This window comes from Chryseobacterium sp. KACC 21268 (assembly GCA_028736075.1).
In the GTDB taxonomy this organism is placed as follows: Bacteria; Bacteroidota; Bacteroidia; order Flavobacteriales; family Weeksellaceae; genus Epilithonimonas.
Genome location: CP117875.1, coordinates 3,191,656 through 3,206,420 on the forward strand (window position 1 = coordinate 3,191,656; position 14,765 = coordinate 3,206,420).

General features: G+C 35.0%; 15 protein-coding genes. 9 read left to right on the top strand and 6 right to left on the bottom strand.

The annotated features are described in order from the left end of the window. Nucleotides 1-4 precede the first annotated feature (4 nt). Both PQ459_14595 and PQ459_14600 read left to right on the top strand, forming a co-directional pair. Nucleotides 5-499 carry a hypothetical protein gene (locus PQ459_14595; protein ID WDF46124.1) on the top strand — a complete coding sequence of 165 codons (495 nt, stop codon included), beginning with the start codon at nt 5-7 and terminating at the stop codon, nt 497-499. Nucleotides 500-594: 95 nt separating this feature from the next. Next, nucleotides 595-1,215: a hypothetical protein gene (locus PQ459_14600; protein WDF46125.1), complete on the top strand. Its 621-nt coding sequence runs from the start codon at nt 595-597 to the stop codon at nt 1,213-1,215. 161 nt (nt 1,216-1,376) lie between these two features. Here the strand turns inward: PQ459_14600 and PQ459_14605 are convergent, their stop codons facing one another. The 3 genes from PQ459_14605 to PQ459_14615 form a co-directional block, all read right to left on the bottom strand. Beyond that, nucleotides 1,377-2,855, bottom strand: a complete 1,479-nt coding sequence (locus tag PQ459_14605) for a lipopolysaccharide biosynthesis protein (GenBank protein ID WDF46126.1) — start codon at nt 2,853-2,855, stop codon at nt 1,377-1,379. Between the two features lie 9 nt (nt 2,856-2,864). Next, nucleotides 2,865-3,710: an FkbM family methyltransferase gene (locus PQ459_14610; GenBank protein ID WDF46127.1), complete on the bottom strand. Its 846-nt coding sequence runs from the start codon at nt 3,708-3,710 to the stop codon at nt 2,865-2,867. A gap of 96 nt (nt 3,711-3,806) precedes the next feature. Next, on the bottom strand, nt 3,807-4,673 hold the full coding sequence (locus PQ459_14615) for a sugar phosphate isomerase/epimerase (protein WDF46128.1): 867 nt from the start codon (nt 4,671-4,673) through the stop codon (nt 3,807-3,809). A 329-nt stretch (nt 4,674-5,002) separates the two neighbouring features. Here PQ459_14615 and PQ459_14620 point away from each other — a divergent pair, with 329 nt between their 5' ends. Further along, on the top strand, nt 5,003-5,536 hold the full coding sequence (locus tag PQ459_14620; GenBank protein WDF46129.1) for a glutathione peroxidase: 534 nt from the start codon (nt 5,003-5,005) through the stop codon (nt 5,534-5,536). Nucleotides 5,537-5,606: 70 nt separating this feature from the next. Here PQ459_14620 and PQ459_14625 read toward each other — a convergent pair whose 3' ends face one another. Continuing rightward, a complete protein-coding gene (locus PQ459_14625) occupies nt 5,607-6,077 on the bottom strand; it encodes a PepSY-like domain-containing protein (protein ID WDF46130.1) in 471 nt (156 codons plus the stop codon). Nucleotides 6,078-6,168: 91 nt separating this feature from the next. Continuing rightward, a complete protein-coding gene (gcvT, locus tag PQ459_14630) occupies nt 6,169-7,248 on the bottom strand; it encodes a glycine cleavage system aminomethyltransferase GcvT (protein ID WDF46131.1) in 1,080 nt (359 codons plus the stop codon). A gap of 145 nt (nt 7,249-7,393) precedes the next feature. On the opposite strand from gcvT, the gene PQ459_14635 reads away from it, so the two are divergent. Further along, on the top strand, nt 7,394-7,726 hold the full coding sequence (locus PQ459_14635) for a zinc ribbon domain-containing protein YjdM (GenBank protein WDF46132.1): 333 nt from the start codon (nt 7,394-7,396) through the stop codon (nt 7,724-7,726). Nucleotides 7,727-8,169: 443 nt separating this feature from the next. On the opposite strand, the gene PQ459_14640 is transcribed toward PQ459_14635, so the two are convergent. Continuing rightward, nucleotides 8,170-9,105, bottom strand: a complete 936-nt coding sequence (locus PQ459_14640) for an ABC transporter ATP-binding protein (protein WDF46133.1) — start codon at nt 9,103-9,105, stop codon at nt 8,170-8,172. An 83-nt stretch (nt 9,106-9,188) separates the two neighbouring features. Between PQ459_14640 and PQ459_14645 the strand changes: the two genes are divergently transcribed. The 5 genes from PQ459_14645 (at nt 9,189) to PQ459_14665 (ending at nt 14,635) form a co-directional block, all read left to right on the top strand. Next, nucleotides 9,189-9,848 (top strand): YceI family protein, encoded by a 660-nt coding sequence (locus tag PQ459_14645; GenBank protein ID WDF46134.1) that lies wholly within the window; start codon nt 9,189-9,191, stop codon nt 9,846-9,848. Nucleotides 9,849-9,968: 120 nt separating this feature from the next. Continuing rightward, complete coding sequence (gene pheS / locus PQ459_14650) at nt 9,969-10,979, top strand: phenylalanine--tRNA ligase subunit alpha (GenBank protein ID WDF46135.1); 1,011 nt, start codon at nt 9,969-9,971, stop codon at nt 10,977-10,979. A gap of 218 nt (nt 10,980-11,197) precedes the next feature. Beyond that, on the top strand, nt 11,198-12,943 hold the full coding sequence (locus tag PQ459_14655; GenBank protein ID WDF46136.1) for a HAMP domain-containing sensor histidine kinase: 1,746 nt from the start codon (nt 11,198-11,200) through the stop codon (nt 12,941-12,943). Further along, nucleotides 12,940-13,581: a response regulator transcription factor gene (locus PQ459_14660; GenBank protein WDF46137.1), complete on the top strand. Its 642-nt coding sequence runs from the start codon at nt 12,940-12,942 to the stop codon at nt 13,579-13,581. The genes PQ459_14655 and PQ459_14660 overlap by 4 nt, the downstream gene beginning before the upstream one ends. 592 nt (nt 13,582-14,173) lie before the next feature. Then, nucleotides 14,174-14,635: a hypothetical protein gene (locus PQ459_14665; GenBank protein ID WDF46138.1), complete on the top strand. Its 462-nt coding sequence runs from the start codon at nt 14,174-14,176 to the stop codon at nt 14,633-14,635. Nucleotides 14,636-14,765 lie beyond the last annotated feature (130 nt).

Sequence of the window (14,765 nt, forward strand, 5' to 3'; positions counted from 1 at the left end):
AGAGATGAAAAAACTACTACTAACTTTATTTTTTACAATCAGTATTTTCGCTTCTGCACAAGAATTGCCAACCGAACCAGCAAAAGGTTTTGCCTTCCCTATCGGAACAAAGTTTACAATCAAACTACATCCTACAGACTCTACGAATTTTGATTTTTCAATCATCGAATTTGAACCATTTCAAGAAATAATCGATAGTTGGGAAAAAAGTAAACTGTTTAAGGAAAAAGGCCTGGATGGAACGATAGAATTTTACTTTTGTTTAGGAACACACGGCAAGACCGAAGAAGAGAAACAAAAAAATATGAAAGTGTTGCTTGTGATGAAGAACAGGACAAAATATGCTCTTTCGTACAAATCAGATATCCAGACTGTTGAGGATGGAGAATTCAAAGAAACTTCAAATGTCGGAACTTTTCCCAATGCACAAGGAACAGAAATTTGGCCCTATATGATTCAGCAAATTGGTTTGCACGATTTCGCGATAATGAAGCAGTAAAATAATTTTCCAGAAGAAAATTCTTCAAATATTGCCAGGACAAACAATCCCATTCTTGGAAAGCATTTTGCTGTTCATTTCCCAAAATGAAAGTTATGAGAATCCTTTGTTTTTCAATTCTATTTTTAGCAATCACCTCTTGCGCGACGAAAAAATACACCAAAGCCAACTTACTTCCAAAAGGCATAAAATCTGCGACGGAAGAAGTCTATGACATTTCAAATGCTCAGAGAAAACTTCTCCAGAAAAAGGAAATGGGATTCACCAAAAATGGACGAATCAAATCTTCCAAAACTGTAGATTCTGGCGGAAAGCTTTTGCAAACCACCGAAAAGAAACTTTGGTTCACGGTGGAAAGATATCCCGACAAAGATTCATACTATTGCAAAACGCGATGGAAACCGAATCAGCGGGAACGCATCAGTTGCTACACGCAAAAGCAATACAAACAAAACGAAAGCATCTACCATTACAACAAAAACGGAAGCATCGACAAAATAGTTGATAATTTTGACACCTTCTACACGCGTCAATTTCATTATGCTAATGATGAACTTTCCAAGATTGTCGTCACAGGAAAAGACAATGAAAAGATTGATGAGCTATCAATAAAATGCATCTCAAAAGACGAAAAAGGTACTTGCCTGAAACAAACCAGAACTTCTACAAAATCAAACAAAAAGGAAGAGATTTTGATTAATCCGAAATACGATTAATAGCCAGTTTAAAAATGATTTAAAAATAAAATTTTCAAAACGTTTTTCGTTCCCCTGACCCTAAAGGGTGGAAAAACGCATTGAGAATTTCATCAAAATTACTCCCTTTAGGGTTGGGGAAATAATTTTGATGAAATTTAAACAGGCTCTAAGTTTAACTATTAAAATTTAAACAAACTCTTGATAAAATCCTTGTTCAAAAACTTGTCCAACGGATAGATTTTCAGGAAGTAATTTCCAATGAAAAGCAGAATCAAAACGACGCTTGGTTTGTAGAAAAGATTCAAAATATTATGTTCAAAATCCGGCAACAGAATCGCCACATTGATTGACAGAAATCCCAAAATCAAAGCGTACATCATCTCGATTCCCAATGGAAAAACTTTGAACTTAACGTAGTTGAAAACGATTTTGATGATATTAAACAATGACAACGAAATCGCGTAAGCAACAGCAATTCCGAGAATTCCCAAGTCTGTGTAAGTCAGGAAAATCATATTAAGGCTAATTGTAAGAACCGCCAAAATCAACATCACCACAATATTGAATTTGTAAAACTTCGACAACGAAATGATATGACCGTTGAAACCCGTCGCCAAGTCAAACAACATCGCAAATCCTAAAATCCAAAGAACTGGCTCAGCACTTCGTAAATCCTCGCCATTCTTCATAAAATCTGCCAGGTAAGGAAATCCTACAACGATGCAACAAAACAAAACCAAGCCTAAGAAAAACAGACTGAGCGAGGTTTTCTTATGAAATCTGTCCAGCTCGTCGTAATCGCCGTTCGCCAGAACTTTGTTGATGATAGGCGCAGAAATATTGAAAAGTCCCATTTGAGGAACCACGATAATGGAGATGATTGAAAAAATATTGCTGTAAATCCCGTTTTCCTCGAAACTGATGTACTCGCCAATCATAAAATTATCAATTCTGATAGCGATGTAATTCCCGATATTCCCAAGAAATCCGAATAAACTGTAAGTGAAAATCTCACTGTAAAACTTGTCTTTTTTAAAATAATCCAAATTAAAATCCGGTTTGATTTTCTCCAAGCGATTGGTGTAAAATCCGTATCCGAGTAGCGAAATCACGAACATCATAAAGAAAAATCCATAAGCCGATTTTTCTGCAAATCCCATAAAAAAGAAAAGGCAAAACGCGCCAAGATTGGCAATCTTCGGAACAAAGTTTTCGAAGATATTGGGAACTACTATTCGCTTGTAATTGGTCAGAAATTTATTGAAAATCGAGGATAAAGCCAAAACCAAAACCATTGGCAAAATCAGACGTTTCATTTCCCAAAGTCGGCTTTCCTTGAGACTTGGAAAGAGATAATTGAGTAAAAAGTAAGCGCCGATAAAAATCGCAAAATTGATGAAAATCGCCAGCAAACTAAGCGACAACATATTGTGGTGTTTCCCATCAGCATTCACTTTGCTGAAGAATTTGACGTTGGAAAAACTGAGTCCAAAAACTACGATTGGAACTATCATTTCGGCAGTTGGCAAAATGTAACGGAGCTTTCCATAAAACTCCATATCGTACGGAAAAATGAAAATCGCCGAAAACGTTCCCAGCAAAAAACCGAGATAACCAATGATGGAATATTTTATACCTTGTCTTGCAACGACACTCATAGTTTCAATTTAAAGTTCTAAGTTTTTGTCAGCCTGTGGTTCTTGAAGACTTGGTAAAAATATGATGTTATTGATGTAATCTTTGTAATTCTTCACATTGTCAGGATTTTGCTGATTCAGGAATTCTTCTGTCAACGTTTTCAACTTTAGAGATTCTCTGTCGAGATATTTGACGGAATAACCCCAATCGGCAATTTCGGAAATCAACGTCCATAGATTGTCGTCGTGATGGCGTTGTTCCATTTCCACCATCAAAATAGGCTTGAATTTTTCAATCGTTCTTTTCGCGCCACGCAAAGTTTGCATCTCATTGCCTTCCACATCAATTTTGATAAAATCGAGCTTTTGAAACTTAAAATTGTCATTCTGAGCGGAGTCGAAGACCAAGTCATCCAAAGGCTTCACCTCCACTTTTTGAAGAATCGTTTTCTCCTCATTTTTCTCTTTGATGGAAGTCTGCAAAGTTCCTCTCGTATGGATTTTCTCACCATTGATGACAGGAATTTTGAATTCGGCGATTGTTGAAATATCAGACAAAGCAACCGACGACAAAATGACTTTCGGGAATAATCGTCCCAATCTTTTGAACAATTGTGGATTGGGTTCGAAAGCGTAAATATTTTCTGGTTTCAAATGGTTTTCCAAAGTGAAAAGATAGGCGCCGACATTGGCTCCAACATCCATAAAAACAGCATCTTTTGCCAGAATATTTTTAATCCAAAGAAACTCAGGTTCCACTTTCCTCGCCAACAGATTATGAGCATCCAGACCTTTCAGTTTTTTGAAAAATCGGCTTTTGTAGAAGATTGGCGAAATGTATTGTAGATTCTCAGCAAGCTTACTGTAAACGCTCATAAAGTTGTTTCATAAAGAAATGAACGGCAAAGAAAAGGGATTTATTTTACAAATCATAAAATTTTGTTAAAATAATAAAGTCGAAGCAGTGACCATTTATTTGAAAAAATTATTTTTTGCGATGTAATCTGTACTGATTTTCAAGCTTTCGAACATATCCTTATCGCTGGAATCCTGTTCTACAAACCAATGTTTCAGTCCAGCTTTTTCTCTCGCTTCAAAAATAGTTTTGAAGTCAATCGTTCCGTTTCCTATTTCCGTAAAATCTTTGGTTCCAGCTTTCAAATCCTTCACGTGCCACAGTGGAAATCTTTTGGGATATTTTTCAAAATATGTAAGCGGATTCAATCCCGCTTTCGCCATCCAATAAAGGTCGAGTTCCATTTTGACCAAATCGGGAGACGTATTTTCTAAAATGAAATCATAAACAGTTATATCATCTAACTTTTCAAATTCAAAATCGTGGTTGTGATACGCAAATTGGATTCCTGCTTTCTTGGTTATTTCGCCAGATTGATTGAGCAATTCGGGCAGTTTTTTGTAATGTTCCAAAGTCCTTTCTTCCTCGAAAAGATAAGAACAAACCATATATTTGGAACCGATGAAGTGCAAATCTTCGACAGATTTTTCCCAATTGTTGAGCAAAGTTCCTTTGGTATTCTGAACAATTCCCGTAGTGTGATGCGAGCTGATGATTTCCAAACCAACATTCTTCAGAATCGTTAGAAATTCCGTTCTGGTTTTTCCAAAGAAAGTGCCGTCGTAGCCGTAAATTTCGACTTGACTAAATCCCAACTTTGCTAACTTTTCCAACGCTTTTTCCAAGTTCTCAGAAATCGCATCCCGAACCGTGTACAATTGGATGGCTAAAGGTTTTCTAATGTTCATCATATTTGAAGTTCCACAAGCATACAATCCTAAAAATCCCAACGAAGACAAGGCGATAAAATCTTTTCGGTTCATTATCGATTTTAAATTTGATTAAAGATATTTATATTTTTCGAAGTATTAATCAACTTAGAGCCTGTTTAAATTTCATCAAAATTATTTCCCCGAACCTAAAGGGAGTAATTTTGATGAAATTTTCAAGGCGTTTTTCCACCTTTTAGGGCTGGGGAAAGAAAAATGCTTTGAAAATTTTATTTTTAATCATTTTTATACAGGCTCTTAATAATTCCAGAATTTTAATAATCATCCTCATAGACAGATTTGTAAAAAATCACATTACAAATCCCCAAACTTGTTTTAAATTTGATTTTTAAATTGTCTTTAAAAAAATTTAAATTACTTTTATGAAATACCTACTTATAATTATGTTTTCACTTTTCGGATTTTCAAAAAACAAAGCGCAGGCAAAATCGATTCACAGTTTCAAAGTAGAAGCCTTGGATGGCTCTACGATTGACTTTTCTAAGTTCAAAGGCAAAAAAATATTGGTTGTGAATACGGCCTCGGAATGTGGTTTTACACCGCAATACAAAGATTTGCAAAAATTGGCGGACACTTATAAAAATAAATTGGTGGTCGTAGGTTTTCCAGCGAACAATTTTGGAGGACAAGAACCTGGCTCTAACAAAGAAATTGCAACATTCTGCCAAAGAAACTATGGTGTGGATTTCCCGATGGCTTCTAAGATTTCTGTAAAAGGTGACGACATCGCGCCCATCTACAAATTCTTGACAGACAAGAAAGAAAACGGTGTGAAAAACACAAAAATCCTTTGGAACTTCACCAAGATTTTGCTTGATGAAAAAGGAAATGTGATTGACAGTTTCATCAGCACCACCAACCCAACGAGCGAAAGCATCACGAAATATTTGAAATAGACGGACGTCGGATGATGGAAGTCAGAATTCAAAAAAGAAAGCGTTCAAATTATTGAACGCTTTCTTTTTTTTAATCAATTCTCAAAAAATTTCCATTTTTGTCGAATTCCAAGTCGATGTCATTATTTAAATCAACTTTGATTTTATTTTTCTCTTTGTCAATGGCCTCTACTTTGGCGCCTCTGTATTTTTTATCAACATAAGCTTTTATTTTTACAGGAATCAAAGCCGTCGGAACGCCTTGTTTATCGCTGATTTCTTCCCAATTGCCATTTTTATCGAAGTCGATTTCTGCCCCGTTGTTCAGCTTTACTTCGTACTTTCTACCGACAAGCGTGTTCTTGGATTCGTATTTTGCAACTGTCGCTTTTGGATAATATTTCGCCAAAAAGCTTTTGATATTTGCTGGCATTTGCTGGAAAGGCACAGAAATATTGGTTGAATTTACTTCCAAATTTAAAGAAACTTCTTTCTTCTCAACGGCTTGAAAAAGCATTGCTCCAGAGAACAACAGGACTAAACTTAGTTTATTTGATTTCATAATTAATTATTTTTCTGAAATTAACTAAATTATTGACAATCAAAAAAGCGACCAAAATAGTCGCTTGTATTATTTTAAAATCTAAATAGATTTAAACAAAAGGCAATTTCACCACTTTCGCAGGAATGTCCTTATTTCTAATTCTGATGAAAATCTCTGAATCGAGTTTGAAATTCGGTTTGTCCACGTAAGCCAATCCTATTCCGACTTTCTTCATTGGTGACATCGTTCCGGAAGTTACTTTTCCGATGATTTTTCCTTCTGCATCCACCACTTCATAATCGTGTCTTGGAATTGCTTTTTCTAACATTTCGAAACCTACTAATTTTTTAGTAATTCCTTCAGCTTTTTGATTTTCCAAAAATGCTTTATTCACAAAATCTTTATCAAATTTCGTAATCCAACCTAATCCCGCTTCAAGTGGAGACGTTGTATCGTTGATGTCATTTCCGTAAAGACAAAATCCTTTTTCCAATCTCAAAGTGTCTCTGGAAGCCAATCCGCAAGGAATCAATCCGAAATCTTGTCCAGCTTCAGTTAGCGCGTCCCAGATTTTTTCTGCGTTGTCATTATTAAAATAAATCTCAAAACCACCACTTCCCGTGTAACCTGTATTCGAAATGATGACATCAGAAAAACCAGCCACAGAACCCACTGTGAAATGATAATATGGAATGCTTGACAAATCTGTCTCGGTCAGTTTTTGAAGAATCTCAGTTGCTTTTGGACCTTGGATGGCAATCAATGACATTTCGTCTGAAGCATTGGTCATCTTTGCCCCGAATTTCTCATTGTACTGTGCAATGTGGTTCCAGTCTTTATCGATGTTTGAAGCGTTTACGACGACGAAATATTTCTCATTTTCCATTTTGTAAACAATCAAATCGTCTACAATTCCGCCAGTTTCGTTTGGCAAACAAGAATATTGTGCTTTTCCGTTCTCAAGCGCATCCACATTGTTGGAAGTTACGAATTGCAAAAGGTCTTTCGCAGACGGACCTTCGATGAAAAATTGTCCCATATGAGACACATCGAACATTCCCGCTTTTTCGCGGACAGCAAAATGCTCCTCGTTGATTCCGGCATACTGAACAGGCATTTCGAAACCTGCAAAAGGAACAATCTTAGCTCCCAAAGAAACGTGTTTATCGAATAAAGCGGTCTTTTTCATCTACTTTTTTATTAATTTATTTATTGCAAGCAAATCTAAAAATTTATTATGAGTTTTTGGTTATGAATGATAAGTTACATTTCCAAATTAATATCATTTTTAGATTGCGACATTAATGTTAACTTTGCGACTCAAAATAAAAACTATGAGCGACACGATTCTTTGCCCGAAATGCCAATCCGAATTCACCTACGAACAAGATAATCTGCAGGTCTGTTCCCAATGTTTCTACGAATGGGACCCGGCAGAAGTATCTACGGAAGGGAAAATTTTCGATTCTCTTGGTAAGGAATTGCAAAATGGAGATTCTGTGATTGTCATCAAAGACCTTCCTGTAAAAGGCGCTCCGAAAGATATCAAGGCTGGAACGAAAGTGAAAAATATTAGACTAAGACCAGAAAGTGACCACAATATCGATTGCAAAATTGATGGTTTTGGGTCGATGGCTTTGAAGTCTGAGTTTGTGAGGAAAGCTTAGTAAAAGATAGATAAAAACACTTCGACTCCGCTCAGTGTGACAAGTTTAATACTAATTGTCAGGCTGAGCGGAGTCGAAGCCTTTTAGATATTAAACAAAAAAAGGAAAAATTTGGCAGGGTCGACTTTCAAAGACTTTGATTGCTTGCGCTAATTTCGGTCCTTAGGGGCAGAAAGAGAATTAACCAAAAATTTCCTGATGTATTTTCGTTTAGCAAAATTAGAAATTATTTTTAATTCAACAAACTGGAAATCTATAAGTTATCCATATTTTATCCACAAAAAAAAATCCATTTAATTGTTGAGTGGGAATTTGAACGCAAAGTCCGCAAAGATTTTTTTGAAATTATTGAAAATATTTTAAGGTTCGCAAAAGCACTTCGACAAGCTCAGTATAAACTGCAAACTCATCAAAGTTTATAATTAATCAGGTAATATAATTAATTATAAAAATTTAAGATTCACTTTTCCTTCAAGAAATTCATCTGTATAAATAATGATTGGCTTATCATTAATCAATAACTTGTTTCGGTAATGAGAACCGGCGAAACGGCTGTCAGAAACGGTTGCCTCTACTCCACTTTCAGCAATTTTGATTTGATGTGGGAAGTAATTGGTTTTCTTTAAATTCAATTGAGACTTTTCTACTTCCGTGAAAATATTGACTTCGCCGAGAAGCCTTGCAACGTAATCATTGTAAGGATTTTCGTAGGTTTCTTTCGGCGAATCATTTTGAATTAATCGTCCTTGTTGCAAAACCACGATTTTGTCCGCCCAAGGTAAAACTTCTTCCAAATTGTGTGTTGAAATAATCAAACTGAGATTATATTCTTTGACATAATTAAAAAGCTTTTCCCTCAACTCAAATTTTCTGGAAAAATCCAAGTTGCTGAAAGGCTCATCGAGCAAAAGCATTTTTGGAAGAACCGCCAAAACCCGTGCAATCGCAACTCTTTGCTGTTGTCCGCCACTCAGATTCTTTGGAATCACTTTTGCGAATTCCGTCAAACCAACAACATCCAGCAATTCTTCAACTTTCGCTTTTTTCTCTTTGAGATTGATGTTGGAAATGAATTTTCCTACGTTGTCATAAACAGTTCCGTACGGCATCAAATCGTAGTTTTGCGCTACAAATTTCATTTGAGATTCGCCTGGAACGAGATTGCCTTTTGGTCCGAATAGTTTTTCGCCTTCAAACAAAATGTCGCCACTTTGCCAATCTATCAAACCATAAATCAAACTCAACAAAGTCGATTTTCCACAGCCACTTTCGCCAACCAAAGCGATGATTTGTCCTTCATCCACATTTAGATTAAGATTTTGAAACAATGGTTTATCGGTCTGATAATTGAAATACAGGTTTTTAACTTCTAACAACATCTTGCAAAATTAGTGGTTGAAATCGTAATAATTTTATTATTTTAGCAAAAACACAAATTTAGACATTATTTAAAAATTTCATTATGAAAAAGACAACTTTAATCTCCGCCATTTTATTGATTTCCGCTTCGGTTTTCATCATTTCTTGTGGAAAAGACAAACCTGTGACCAGCGAAAGCAATGAAGTTTTGACAACATCCGACGGACAAGTTTATGTTGTGGACACGCTAAATAGTAAAGCAGAATGGAAAGGTTTCAAAGTTGTAAAGTCTGACAACACCAGCCACATCGGACATTTGAAATTCGAAAGTGGCGAAGTGACGGTGAAAGATAATAAGTTGGAAAGTGGGCAATTCGTGATTGATATGAACTCCATCACAAACGAAGATTTGAAAGAAGCTGAATCGAATGGAAAACTTCTTGGACATTTGAAAAGTGCAGATTTCTTTGATGCTACAAAATTCCCGACCGCTTCATACGAGATCACCAAAGTGTCGGAAGGACTTGCAGGAAGCGATTACAACACAGTTCTGGACGGAAATCTTACTTTGAAAGGAATCACAAAACCTTTCACTTTCAATGCCAATGTAAAAGTTGACAAAGGCGAATTGATGATCGCTACAGAGCCCAAAGACATCAACAGAGATGAGTTTGGCGTGAAATTCCAAATGCCTGCCGCTGAAGGTCTGATCAAAAATGAGATCAATATCCAAGTTAAAATAAAGGCAATTGAAAAGAAATAACTTGAAGAAACAATAGACAAGACTTGATCATCAAGATTAAAAATTGAAATCTGCTTTCCAAAAAGGCAGATTTTTTTATTTTAAAATCGTATTTTTGCAATCTATATTTTATATATAACAATGCTAGAGAAAATTGATGACCTATTGGTAGAAGTACAGAATTTCCAGTCTTCCACCAAAGATGAAACAGAACAGTTCCGACTAAAATTCAATGGTAAAAAAGGGATCATGAATGATTTCTATGACGCTTTGAAGCAAATTCCCAATGAGCAGAAGAAAGATTTTGGACAGAAGATCAACATCTTGAGAAACGCTGTGAATGAAAAGCTGGAAGAACTAAAATCTTCTGCAGAAAGCAAGATCATTCTTGAAAAAGAAGACCTTACCAGACCAGGTTTTCCTCTGGAATTAGGTTCTCGTCATCCAATCAATCTGGTTAAAAATAGAATTATCGAAATCTTCAAATCCATTGGTTTTGCTGTTGCAGACGGACCTGAGATAGAGGACGATTGGCACAACTTCACCGCATTGAACCTTCCGGAATATCATCCTGCGAGGGATATGCAGGACACATTTTTCATTGAGCAAAATCCTGATGTTTTACTGAGAACGCACACTTCGTCTGTGCAGATTCGATATATGGAGGAGAACGAACCGCCGATGAGAATTTTGGCGCCAGGAAGGGTTTTCAGAAACGAGGCCGTTTCTTCCCGTTCACACTGTATTTTCCATCAGATCGAAGGACTTTACATTGATGAGAATGTTAGTTTTGCTGACCTTAAGCAAACTATTCAATTCTTTACGACCGAACTTTTTGGAAAGTCGAAAATCAGAATGAGACCTTCATATTTCCCTTTCACAGAGCCAAGTGCGGAAGTTGATGTGTATTGGGGATTGAACTCCGAAACCGACTACCGAATCACAAAGGGAACAGGCTGGTTGGAAATTATGGGTTGCGGAATGGTAGATCCTGCCGTTCTTAAAAACGTGAACATCGACCCAGACAAATTCTCAGGCTATGCTTTCGGAATGGGAATCGAGAGAATCGTAATGCTGCTTTACCAAATGAGCGACATCCGTATGTTCTTTGAAAATGACAAAAGAATGTTGGAACAATTCAAGAGTTTATAATCACTTTATTAAAAAATATTAAAATCCTGTGAAAAACCAATTCACAGGATTTTTTTTCTTATTTTTATAACATAACTTCTATTAAATAACATTTTATAGTAAAATACTTATCAAAAAATTTAGTTGATAAAGCAATATCTTTATGATATTCATTAATTTTGCGGCTTATAAATATTATTTATATAGTGCTTATATTAAAAAAACTTAACCAAACACAAATGACCTCTAATAAAGATCACTTCAAATCCTCAAGATTTAAATTTCGAAAAATTGTTCATTATTCTTTGATCGTTTGCATTCTATTGATTCAGTTGATTATAGCTGGATATTTTTATAATGAATTCAAAAATCAGAAAAACGTAGCATTCATTGAAAATCAGTTAAAAGATGTTCACGCTCTGGAGCATCTGACAGACAAATCCAGAAAAGAACTTCTGACGGCACAGGACTATTTTCAAAAATATATAATGAGTAACGATGACAAATATTTGGATTCGTACTTCCAATCTGTGAATGTTCTTACGAAAAACCTGGACAGCATCAATGATTTGAAGGACAAAAATCCGAGATTAAAAAAAATCATCACTTTACAAAAAACAGACTCCGCAGAGATCAAAAATTTTAAGATCTTGACGGATTCTTCGTATCAGGTTTCCGCAAAATCCAATATGAAGTTGCGTGACATCGCCATTCCACAATTCAAAAAGTACGAGTTCAAATACGACTTTGACAAATTTGATATAAAAACCGAAACCAAATCTGACACCGTAAAGAAAAAAGGATTGTTCGGAAGATTAGGTGATGCTATTGCGGGCGTGGAAAATGTTCGAAAAGAAAGCACAATCATCACTGTAGAAAAAACCAAAAAGGATGGTCTTGCCAAAATGAAGCGCGAGCTCGACAGTATTTTCAAAAATATGAATACCTACTACTCTACAGAAATCCAGAAAGTACGTGTGAATGTGGTAAAAAACAAAGATATCAGCACCAATAGGAATAAACTGTTTGAATCTTTTAACAGTCTGATGGTTTACAGCAATAATCTAATGAGTGTCTATGAAGTTGCAATCAAGGATTCCAAATCTGAGCTGGAAAATGAGTTGGATAAACAGAATTCTGCTAGTAATAAGATCAGAACATATCTCATTTTTGGTGCGATGATTTTGATGTTCGTCGTGTCGATCTTGATTATGTACTTTACAAGGATTGCATTTATTTATGAAAAAAGACTCAACTCTGCCAACAAACAGATCAAGGAAAATCTAAATTTCAAAAACAGAATTTTGGGAATGCTGAGTCACGAACTTAGATCACCGCTAAAAATAATTGGAATCTTTATCAAAAGAATCAACAAGAAAACCGATGATGAGAAAATCAAGGAATATCTAAAATCAATCAGTTTTACAAATGATACGCTATTGATGCAGGCCAATCAAATCTTGGAGTACACCAAAAATCAGCAGGTTCAAAACAAGTTGAATCCAAGTGTTTTCAATCTCAACAATGAGATTGAATCTATATTAACAGCAATCGAACCTTATATTGAAACCAGGAATAATAAATTTGTCATTAATAAAAATATTGACGAGAATATAATGGTCAATTCAGATTGTACGAAGATCAACCAGATTTTTATGAATATTCTGGGGAATGCGAATAAATTTACAGAAAACGGACAAATCACAGTAAAGACTTCGGCAAAATATCTGGATGAAAACACCGTTACCTTATCTACAGAAATAATGGATACCGGCGCAGGAATTTCGAAATCCGACCTGGAAAAAATCTTCGAACCTTACTACCAAGGCGTATTGTCGGAAGATGTGGAAAATCTGGGTGCAGGTCTGGGACTGAGTCTTTGTAAGGAGATTATAGAATTATATTCCGGAAAAATCTCTGTAGAAAGTGAGCTGAACGAAGGAACAACCGTAAGTTTCTCTATTAATTTGAATGTTAATAAATGAATCAATTAGATAAGTCCATCAATTTTTTATTGGCGGATGACCACAGTTTGATAAGGCAAGGTATTGTTTTTCTTTTAGAAGAGATGGAGATAGAATGTGAGATTTTTCACGCTTCAACTCTGCAAAAAGTTTTGGAATCTGTACAAGTTAATCCAATTGATATTGCCATTATAGATGCTCATTTTCCGGATGGAAACAGCCTATCCATCATATCTGATATCAAAAACATAAGACCTGAGACCAAAATTCTTATTTTCTCCGGAATTGATGAAAATACACAATCGCTAAAATTCATTAATGCAGGTGCGAATGGTTTTCTTAGTAAGTTGAGCGAAGAAGAAGAAGTTCAAAAAGCAATATTGAAGATGATAAACGAGGGAGAATATATTTCTCCGGCAACACAGGCGCTGCTGGTGAACTCCTTCCGAAACAAAAACCTCATCAATCCACTTTTCTCATTGACAGAGAGAGAATTGGAAATTGCCGAAATGTATGCCGAAGGTCTAGGGAATCTGGAAATTGCCAACAGACTGGACATCAAGCAAAACACGGTTAGCACACTCAAAAAAAGAATCTTTGATAAACTGAACATTGAAAATATCGTTGAACTGGTAGAAGTGATGAAGGATCATTCCTAAATATCAAAAATATTCCCCTATAAATAAGACTGATTTTTCGAGATCAGTCTTTTTTTTGTAGATAAATATCTACAAGCTCATCGACATATATCGAAGCTATTTAAAGCAATTATATTAATGATCTTGGTATTTTTGTACCAAGATAATCGACAATAAAAGACACAAAGAAAATAGTAAATCTAATTGGTTCTGAAAACACAAATGATGAAACCAAAATTGTTGAAGATTCTAAAAAACAACTGATGAAACAGTATCAATTACAAAGTTGAGGAATAATGTAATAGATACGAAAGGGCAAAAACACAAACACAAAAAGATTCTAAAATTACAAATGAAGAATCACGTATCAGAAATGATGCAAAAAGAAAAAAGATTCAAAAACACAAAATGATGACATCTTTTAAAATCATAATTGCAGAGTCTTACAGATTCTGTAATTGTGATTTTTCTTTTGAATCAGAACTTTTAAATTGCGATTATCATACTTAAAAATAGATTTTAATAGATATATGACAGAGAATAATAAAATATACTAAATTAAATAATTGTAATTCAATTTATTTATTTAACTTTATAGAAACACAAATGGATAATGAAAATCAACAATCAAAGAGAGATCGCTATTGCGATGTACGGATTCTTCCTCCTTATTCTTCTGGATCTAATATTTCTTTTTTTAGCAAAAACAATCTTTATAATTCCTAATACAGTCCTTTACAGCACTTTTTTGGTAATTCTATGTTTTTCTATATGGCGAATAGTTACTTTGAAAATATTCTCAATGGAAGTTTCCGAACACATTTGCACAGTGAAGTACAGACATCCACTGATGAAGTTTCGACAACCTGTTCTTGAGGTTCCTTTACAAAAAGTCATTTCTTTAAAAACAGAAAAAGGTATTGTCAATTACATTCTGGTTATTGGGATTATTACTAAAAGAGGCATTAGAAATTTTTATTACAGACTTGGACGACTTCCTCAAAATCAACCTGATAAAATTAAAAAAATAACGGAATTCATAGCCTCTTCGCGAATCAAAACTGAGGTTGCATAATCAAATTTATCAGATAAGTTATTCAATATTTAAACATCAATTATATCCATAAGGAATTTAACCTTTCCTGGTCCTGTGAATTATTTCACAGGATTTTTTTGTTTAATGATGAGCGGGCATCGAAAATATC

Excerpts from the sequence above, each read along its gene's own strand:
- PQ459_14595 (WDF46124.1), top strand. The coding sequence starts at position 5 with ATGAAAAAACTACTACTAACTTTATTTTTTACAATCAGTATTTTCGCT.
- PQ459_14600 (WDF46125.1), top strand. The coding sequence starts at position 595 with ATGAGAATCCTTTGTTTTTCAATTCTATTTTTAGCAATCACCTCTTGC.
- PQ459_14605 (WDF46126.1), bottom strand. The coding sequence starts at position 2,855 with ATGAGTGTCGTTGCAAGACAAGGTATAAAATATTCCATCATTGGTTAT.
- PQ459_14610 (WDF46127.1), bottom strand. The coding sequence starts at position 3,710 with ATGAGCGTTTACAGTAAGCTTGCTGAGAATCTACAATACATTTCGCCA.
- PQ459_14615 (WDF46128.1), bottom strand. The coding sequence starts at position 4,673 with ATGAACCGAAAAGATTTTATCGCCTTGTCTTCGTTGGGATTTTTAGGA.
- PQ459_14620 (WDF46129.1), top strand. The coding sequence starts at position 5,003 with ATGAAATACCTACTTATAATTATGTTTTCACTTTTCGGATTTTCAAAA.
- PQ459_14625 (WDF46130.1), bottom strand. The coding sequence starts at position 6,077 with ATGAAATCAAATAAACTAAGTTTAGTCCTGTTGTTCTCTGGAGCAATG.
- gcvT (WDF46131.1), bottom strand. The coding sequence starts at position 7,248 with ATGAAAAAGACCGCTTTATTCGATAAACACGTTTCTTTGGGAGCTAAG.
- PQ459_14635 (WDF46132.1), top strand. The coding sequence starts at position 7,394 with ATGAGCGACACGATTCTTTGCCCGAAATGCCAATCCGAATTCACCTAC.
- PQ459_14640 (WDF46133.1), bottom strand. The coding sequence starts at position 9,105 with ATGTTGTTAGAAGTTAAAAACCTGTATTTCAATTATCAGACCGATAAA.
- PQ459_14645 (WDF46134.1), top strand. The coding sequence starts at position 9,189 with ATGAAAAAGACAACTTTAATCTCCGCCATTTTATTGATTTCCGCTTCG.
- pheS (WDF46135.1), top strand. The coding sequence starts at position 9,969 with ATGCTAGAGAAAATTGATGACCTATTGGTAGAAGTACAGAATTTCCAG.
- PQ459_14655 (WDF46136.1), top strand. The coding sequence starts at position 11,198 with ATGACCTCTAATAAAGATCACTTCAAATCCTCAAGATTTAAATTTCGA.
- PQ459_14660 (WDF46137.1), top strand. The coding sequence starts at position 12,940 with ATGAATCAATTAGATAAGTCCATCAATTTTTTATTGGCGGATGACCAC.
- PQ459_14665 (WDF46138.1), top strand. The coding sequence starts at position 14,174 with ATGAAAATCAACAATCAAAGAGAGATCGCTATTGCGATGTACGGATTC.